Source organism: Mycobacterium sp. TH-M25, assembly GCF_057473665.1.
The window spans coordinates 1-2935 of the sequence record NZ_JBYCLA010000211.1 but is presented as its reverse complement, the minus strand read 5'-3'; the positions used below and the strand labels follow the sequence as shown (position 1 = coordinate 2935).

At 67.3% G+C, this 2935-nt stretch carries 3 protein-coding genes; 2 read left to right on the top strand and 1 reads right to left on the bottom strand.

All coding sequences use genetic code 11. The features are described from left to right. Together AC2VOU_RS07095 and AC2VOU_RS07090 are read left to right on the top strand one after the other, a co-directional pair. The coding region (locus tag AC2VOU_RS07095; RefSeq protein ID WP_486956736.1) for a CHAD domain-containing protein at positions 1–1104 on the top strand (1104 nt) is incomplete at its 5' end. Further along, positions 1104–1850 (top strand): ParA family protein, encoded by a 747-nt coding sequence (locus AC2VOU_RS07090; protein WP_486956735.1) that lies wholly within the window; start codon positions 1104–1106, stop codon positions 1848–1850. The genes AC2VOU_RS07095 and AC2VOU_RS07090, both read left to right, overlap by 1 nt. On the opposite strand, the gene AC2VOU_RS07085 is transcribed toward AC2VOU_RS07090, so the two are convergent. After that, positions 1805–2935, bottom strand: a 1131-nt coding sequence (locus AC2VOU_RS07085) for an ABC transporter permease (protein WP_486956734.1), incomplete at its 5' end; no start/stop codon positions are given. The two genes, AC2VOU_RS07090 and AC2VOU_RS07085, sit on opposite strands and share 46 nt — an antisense overlap.

Genomic DNA, 2935 nt, shown 5'->3' with positions numbered 1-2935 from the left:
CTACTGACCGAGAGTGTCGATGACGGCACCAGTCGGCTGCGAATTCAGCCGCTGCGCGGGTACGACTCCGCCGGCGACCGGATCGCGCGCCTGCTGCTGTCCCGGATCGACGGGTTCAGTGCGGTCTCGGCGACGTCGTACGACCTCGCGTTGACCCGTGCCGAGCGTCATCCCGCCAACGGCCGCGGCCCGATCCGGATGCGTCCGGACACCTCGGCGGCCGCGGCTGTGGCGCAGCTGCTGGCGGGATTTACAGAGGCCATCGAGGAGAACGTACCGGGCACAATCGACGCGATCGACACCGAATTCCTGCACGACCTGCGGGTCGCGGTCCGTCGGACCCGTTCGATCCTCAAGCTGGTGGGCGACGTGCTGCCCGACGATCTGGCCGAGCGCTTCGCCCCGGAATTCAAGTGGCTGGGCGATCTGACCACACCGGTCCGCGACCTGGACGTCTACCTGCTCGAACTGGACACCATGGCGGCCCGCCTGAGGTCGGCCGCTCCGGGTGACCTCGAGCCGTTCCGGTCGTTCCTGGTCAAGCACCGCAGCGCCGAGCGGCGGCGCCTGGTGCGCGGGCTGCGCTCGCGGCGCTTCGAGCAGCTGATGAGCGACTGGCGCGGCGCGCTGGCCCAGGTGCCGGCCGACTCCCGGGGCGCGACGACGGTGGCGATGCTGGCGCGCAGGCGCCTGCGGCGGGCCTACCGGAACACCGCCCGGCGCGGTGGACGGATCCATCAGGACTCACCGAGCGACGACGTGCATGCGCTGCGCAAACGATGCAAAGAGCTGCGCTACCTGCTCGAGACGTTCAAGCCGGTGTGCGACATCGCCGCCCATGGTGCGCTGCTCAAGGAGCTCAAGTCGCTGCAGGACACGCTCGGCGACTTTCAGGATGGCGAGGTGCAGCGTGAAGCCGTCCGCGAGTTTGCCGTGACCATGATGGAACAGGGTGCGGCGCCGCCGCAGACGGTGCTGGCGATGGGGGAGATGGCCGCGCAACTCGACGCGCGTCAACTCAGCGCACGCGCGGCCTTGGCGGGTCGCCTGCGGCCATTCCTGGCCGAGGAGAATCGCACCCGAGTCAAAGCGCTGGTGCGCTGATGAAGGTCTACGCGACGTACAACATCAAGGGCGGTGTCGGTAAGACGTCGACCGCGGTGAACTTGGCGCATCTGGCGGCCCAGGACGGGCACACCGTGCTGCTGTGGGATCTCGACCCGCAGGGCGCGGCGACGTACATGTTCCGGGTGCAGCCAAAGGTCAAGGGCGGCGGCCGGGCGCTGGTGCAGGGGGCGCGGACGCTCGACGACGCGATCAAGGCCACCGATTTCGACGGGCTCGATCTGGTACCGGCGGACTTCCGCTACCGCCATCTCGACGTGCAACTCGACGAGACGAAGCGGCCGACGCAGCGGATCCGTGAACTGCTGCGACCGCTGGCGGGTCAGTACGACACGGTCTTTCTCGACTGTCCGCCGAGCATCTCGCTGCTGTCGGAAAACGTGCTGCACGCCGTCGACACCCTATTGGTGCCGATGATCCCGGCGACCCTGTCGGTGCGCACATTCGATCAACTGACCGATTTCGTCGGTGATTTCGACGGCCGCCGGCCGCGTGTTCGGGCGTTCTTCTCGATGGTGGACCGACGTAAACGCTTGCACTGCGACCTGGTGCAAAACCTGCCGTCGCAGCGGACTGGAATTTTGACCACATCCATTCCGGCGCTGTCGATCATCGAGCAGATGGCCGAACATCGGGCCCCGGTGACCGCGTCCGCCCCACACAGTCCCGCAGCCCACTGCTACAAGGCGCTGTGGTCCGAGATCATCCGCGACGAACTCGGGTGACCGCCGCGCAGGTTGTGCCCGCGCGACGGACGTCGTAGCCGCCAGCGCAGCGCCGCGGCGGCGATAACGCCGAAGCTGATCAGCAGCCCCATGTCGTGCAGCCACTGACCGGAGGTGTGCTTCCACGAACCATCGGCTTCGGCCAGGGGATTGACCGCATGCACATCGACGGTGGATGCCGCGGCGGCGAACCCCCATCTGGACGGCACCAGCGCGGCGATCTGCTCCAGCGGGACTCTGCCGGCGATCGGGAACAACGCACCGGCGAACACCATCGACACCAAGACGATCAACACGGCGATCAACACGACCTGCTCGTAGAGCCGAGCCGGCGAGGAGAACGCCAGCGCGACCAACGTCGTGACGATCGCGATGACGGCCAGCACGATGGACAACTCGACGGTGGCGGCTAACTTGCTGTGCCCCAACAGCACGGCGCCGTGAGCGGGCGCATGGTGCCCGACGGTCGCGACGACGGTGATCAGAGCGGTCTGGAGGATCGCGGTCAGGCTGTAGACGATCACCTTGCCAGCCAAGAACGCCGACGCCGACAAGCCGTGTGCTTGTTCGCGCCGGAAGATGCGCTGTTCGGAGAACAGGTCGCGGACGCCGAGCGCCGTTCCCATCACAACGGCGCCGAGGGTGAGCACCGTGAGAATCGCGACGGCCTGATCGGGGTTGTTGCCGTACCGGCTTGCCGGGCCCAGACCGGCAGCCCCGGGTATCAGCAACGAGATTGCTCCGAACAACACCGGAAGGATGGCCAAGAAGATGAAGTACCGTTGGTCGCCGATCATCAGCCAGGCTTGGCGGCGGGCAGATACGGCAATCTGGCGCAACACATTTCGCCGCTTTGCGGGAGCGTGCGCCATCTCCGTGGGCGTCGGCGGCGGTTCGGGCGGGGCGGGCTCCCCTCGACGGGCCAGGTAGTCGTCATGCGCGCCGTAGGGGTCGGTGCAGGCGCGTTCGACGATTTCGTTCCAGACGGTGGTGCCCAACTGTGGGCCGATCTGCGACGGTGGACCGGCGAACACCGGGATGCCGGTCGGGGTGAGCAGCACCACCTGGTCGCATACATCCAGGTC

What these genes read in the sequence shown, in the direction of transcription:
- AC2VOU_RS07090 (WP_486956735.1), top strand. Translation starts at nt 1,104, where the DNA reads ATGAAGGTCTACGCGACGTACAACATCAAGGGCGGTGTCGGTAAGACG.